Annotated in this window: 3 protein-coding genes; all 3 read left to right on the top strand. The window is 41.8% G+C overall.

Annotated elements, in window-relative coordinates:
• Positions 1-1126 (top strand): hypothetical protein (locus F6J94_RS30050; protein ID WP_293047015.1); only part of this gene is annotated, 1126 nt, incomplete at its 5' end.
• Positions 1119-2453, top strand: coding sequence for a DUF1822 family protein (locus F6J94_RS30045; protein WP_293047013.1), 1335 nt, complete (start codon positions 1119-1121; stop codon positions 2451-2453). The genes F6J94_RS30050 and F6J94_RS30045, both read left to right, overlap by 8 nt.
• Before the next feature lie 297 nt (positions 2454-2750).
• Positions 2751-4991: a CHAT domain-containing protein gene (locus F6J94_RS30040; RefSeq protein ID WP_293047011.1), complete on the top strand. Its 2241-nt coding sequence runs from the start codon at positions 2751-2753 to the stop codon at positions 4989-4991.
• Positions 4992-5005: the final 14 nt, after the last annotated feature.

Genomic DNA, 5005 nt, shown 5'->3' with positions numbered 1-5005 from the left:
TGATGGTAAAGTGCTAGTCATCTTAGATCAGGATAGTACAACTCAACTTATCTTGAATGGGGATAGGGAAACCAAAAAAACCGATTACCAATTTTTTACGGTTGAAGTATTACGAAAATATAACCTGAATTCTCCATCCAAGTCTAGGTTAGATGATTGGGTCTACTATCAAACCAAACAAAATCCTAAACTCAAAGACTTCTTATCGGAGCGGGGACTTTGTTTTCTCAGTGACTGGGCGCTGCTGAATCGAGCTAGACCGATACAATTTGAAAAACTATTGCCACGCGATCGCAATATCCTAGAAGCCTTTCATGCAGTCTACCGTAGGGACAGACGCCAACAGCCAGCAAAAAAAGCTAGACGTTGTCCGGATCCCACCCAGTCTCAACTTGAAGAAATCAGACACCTCTTGCAGGAAAAATCGGTAATTGTCAACTCTCTAGCACAGCTGAGGGATGAACTCAAACATCTGGCCAGACTGCTAAGGCAATATGACATATGGATTCGCAGCGGATTTCCGCCATCGGAACCCCTAGAGGTGTCGGATTCGGATACTAGACGCGACCGAGAGTTACCAGACCCAAATTTCACCAACACTTTAGATGCGATCGCACGACAAGAATTACAGCAATTCTTTGGTCAGCAACTCATAGCCTGTTTGGATTTGGGGATAGAGCAAGGGCTAACGGAGCACATTACCAAGCTACAGTACAGTCGAAGTTACGCCCGTTTTGCGTCCAAGATTATATCAGGTCTTGAACTGATCTACTGTCATGGTAAATCTCAAGCCGAGATTGCCTCTATTTTAGGAATGACTAATCAGTCCCAAGTGAGCCGGGTGCTAAATCCAAAGGAGCTACTCAATCGGGTGCGGTTTTGGACAATAGACAAACTTTTCCACATTATCTCCCATGCAGCACATCAGTTTAATCTGGCAAATATGTTTAGGGATCCAGACTATTTAAGAAACTTGATGGAACACCTAGAAGCTTTTGTCGATGCTGAAGTCTTCCAAGAAGCAGCTGCAGAAATCATGACAGGGAAAAACCGTTCTACTAATAGCCTATATACCCAGCGACTATGCCGCTACCTTGAGACACTGAAGCCGGAAAATCATGACTAGTTATTCTGTTAATTCCACCGACCTCAGGCTTGTGCAACCAGAATGTATTTGGTTAGAATCCGAACAGTTTGAGCAAGCAGTACAAATGAGTAACCAAGTCATCTCAGAAGCACGCCAATGGCAAACCTATCTGAATGGACTAGCATTACTTAGTTTTACACAATGGTTAGAGGAAAAGTTAGCTAATATCTTGATTTCTGATAATTGTTGTTCTTTACGACAACCTAAATACGCTAATGTGATTGAAGCGGTATGTAATCTTATCGTAGGCGAATTTAAGCTTTGTTTACTTACCAGTGAGAGTTTCATTGATGAAGTGGTTACTGTACCGATAGCCGCCATTGATTTACCAGACTTTGCTGCTCATTTCTATGTTGTGATTGAAGTGCAAGAAGAGCTAGAGACTGCTATTATTAGAGGCTTTATCCGTTACGACGAACTGGTTGATTACCGACAAGTGTGTAATTTACATCCTGAAGTGGATTGGAACTATAGTTTACCTCTGTCATTGTTTGATCCTGAGCCAAATCACCTACTATTTTATTTACGTTTCTTGGATTACGCTGCCATTAAGCTACCACTAACTTCTCCTAATTACCTCCGTAGACTATCTCTGAATCAACCTGACTTGGAAACATTAGAAACATTATTAGATCGCCTACAATATCCTGAGCAAACCCTTTGGCAAACGTTAAGCTGGGAGCAAGGGCTGACTATACTCCAAAGTCCTGAATTACTGGAGTTGTTATATCAATGGCAACTAACTCCACAGAGAACAACCTCCCTTTCTATTCGGATTACAGAAGTATTCACCATCCTAACTCAAAAGGCTATCAATACCCAGCAATGGTTGGAGGGTAAATTAGATGAATTTGCCCAAGGTTTAGGATTGTTCATCCCTCAATCTCTTACTGCGAATTCATCGGTATTTCGGTCACTTGATCAATTCGATAATGTGATTAATGAGCTTAGATATCAAGGAATGGACATTCCTCCCGAACCAGGTCGATCCTATCAGGACATTGATTTAGGTAAAATTCCTTTACGACTATGTGCCGTAACCTGGCCTATTGACTCTCCAATTCCTCCACCAAAATGGTCATTGCTGCTAATTTTAGGAACTAAAATGGGTACTCCTTTACCTGATGGATTTAAGCTACAAGTTAGCAACCTAAGGTCTATTATACATGAGCCTGTATCAGGGTTTGATGATCCATTTCTGTTTGCCCGTGTGGAAGGACGCTCAGATGAAAAATTTGTGGTGACGATTATCCCACCGGATAGCTCAGCACAGACCTTATCTCCTTATGAATTTAAGCCTAGTTAAACAGCATTTAAGTTATTGATTAAAAATGGATTAGACATTATAAATTAGGGAGTAGGGAGTATTAAATTTAGAACAGGTAATCGGTAATAATAAAAAAAACGAGGATTATTTTGGGCAATGGCTACTGTTTTTGAACTAAAAATTTGGCATAAAACAGATGATAAATCTTGTTTTTTTTTGCTGCTTTGGAATGACAGTAAAAGGCAGCTATCTGCCAGTATAAACTATTCAAAATAAATACAAAGATGTTATCAACGGTGGCGACAGCGCTACACTATGTTTTACGAATTCCCGTCAGTGAAACCTATAGGAGATAGTGGCAGAATTAATCCTGGTTCAGGTGACCGATGTTATGATTTGATGGAGGCAGAAAGAGAGTTCCTCAATGCTTTCCAGCGTTGGTTAGGAGAAGGAAACGTTCGTAAGATTCAACAGCGGATTCGAGACGAATTGACTCGTGTTGCTCAAGTGATATCGGAAGACGGCAAGGGGATTGGTACTCACCCCAGTGTTGATATTTTCGTAGCTTGTGACTCTATAGAAATGGAACGGTTACCATGGGAAACTTGGAAACTTGCTCCTGAAGGCACACCCCTGGGGAGGGTTCGCATTTTCAGAAGCGCTATGGATAATCCGGATCCCATTGCTTGTACTAAGCCCCTGACAGTTTGCGCTGCGACCCCGCGCTTTTTCAAAGGGATAGGGAAGGCACACCTTAGAAAAACCCGCATTCTAGCTATCTTCGGAGATGATCCCAGACTACCGTTGCAGGATGATTGGAAAGCTGTGCGATCGCTTAAATCTATTGCTGAGGTCGAGCGAGTAACCTGGCAACCCCATGAAAACCATGTCGATATCAAAACCAAAATTGCTAATGCTATCTGTGATCAACGAGGCTGGGATGTGCTGTTCTTTGCTGGACATAGCGATGAAACCACAACCACAGGAGGAAGACTTGCGATCGCTCCGAATATATCCCTGTCGATTAGTGAACTCGAAGAAAAATTAACTCAAGCTAAAGAACATAGATTGCAGCTGGCCATTTTCAACTCCTGCAGTGGTCTGAGCATTGCTAACTCTCTGATTAAACTTGGGTTACAGGTAATAGTGATGCGGGAACCCATTCGCAATGATGTGGCTCAGAGTTTTCTCCAGCAGTTCTGTAAGCCCCTAGCTGACCATAGAGATGTTTACGATGCACTACTCGAAGCCTGTCAACATCTTCAATCCGTAGAAAAATTTGCCTATCCCTCTGCCTATCTGCTTCCCTCTTTATTTAATCCTCCCGGTTTGATTCCCTATCGCATTGAGCGGTTTGATTGGAAGAAAATGCTGCAGCAGTGGTTACCGACAAGACCAGAAGCGATCGCATTGGGAACAGTTTTACTGCTGAGCGTCATCCCAGCTATTCAAGTCGAATTATTGTTCGACATCCGAGCGTTTGTTCAAGCTGTCTATCGTAATTTGACGAATCAATTACCAAAGCATACCTTAGCGCCTGTTTTGTTAGTTGCCATCGATCAGGAATCTCTAGATCAAGCTGATGAAGCAATAGAAAGCACACAAGGTAAGTTGATTGATTCCGAATACTTAGCCAAGTTGGTAAGACACCTATACGCCTTGAATGCTCAAGTAATCGGCATTTACTACAGTCGGCATATCTACCAACCTAGATACGAAAACCTTGATCAAGCGATTCGCTCTGCTGTGGAAAACCATAACACTTGGTTTGTGCTAGCAGCAGATAAACAAGATAAAGTCGCTAGTCGCAAATGGAGTTTAGAAGGGTACATAGAATTTGAGCCTTGGACTATTGAACAGCCTCTAGATCCCACCTGTATCGACGAGTCATGTCCGTTTGCCTATCAGCTAGCAGTAGCTCATCTGCTCAATCACCAGTCATCTTCAGATAGTTTACCCCAGCCAACATTAAACAGTACAGTAGATTTTCAGTCCCAAGTCAGTGATTATCTAAAGCAAAGAAAGACTCACAATCAAGGGCTGATTCCTTTCCATCAATCTGCTCCTCCTTTTGGACTAGCTTCCATTATTGACTTTTCTATTCCTCCTAGACAAGTCTACAAATCTATTACAGCTAAGGAACTTCTCAATTTTCCTGTGCCTAATCCAGAACTCCAACAGCATGTGATGCAGCAAGTTGTTATCATCACCCATGGTGACTACAATGACACCGAAGATGACTTTTACTTTCCGTCAGTTGCTGGCTATTGGTGCCATTACTATCAACCTGTTGAACAGGATATAAAGCAGTGCCTGGAAGTATTAACTAGAGGAGAAGTATTTGCTTATATGGTTCACCATATAATCCGGCAGCATCGGGTAGTTTTTATTCCTGATTATTGGGGAATTTTACTAGCCGCATTACTAGGAAAATGGACTACTATTATCCTGGTAAAAAAAACATTATTACAGCGATATAAACAGGTATTAACATTGGTAATTATAACAGGAATATACGGATTATTTGTATTGCAGGTTTATATCTCAGCATTAGTATTGACGGGAAAAACCACGTAATCAATACTAATGCA

It is taken from the genome of Moorena sp. SIO1F2, from assembly GCF_010672755.1.
Taxonomy (GTDB): domain Bacteria; phylum Cyanobacteriota; class Cyanobacteriia; order Cyanobacteriales; family Coleofasciculaceae; genus Moorena.
Note: the sequence above shows the minus strand (reverse complement) of the source record. Positions and strands in the feature narration are given on the sequence as shown.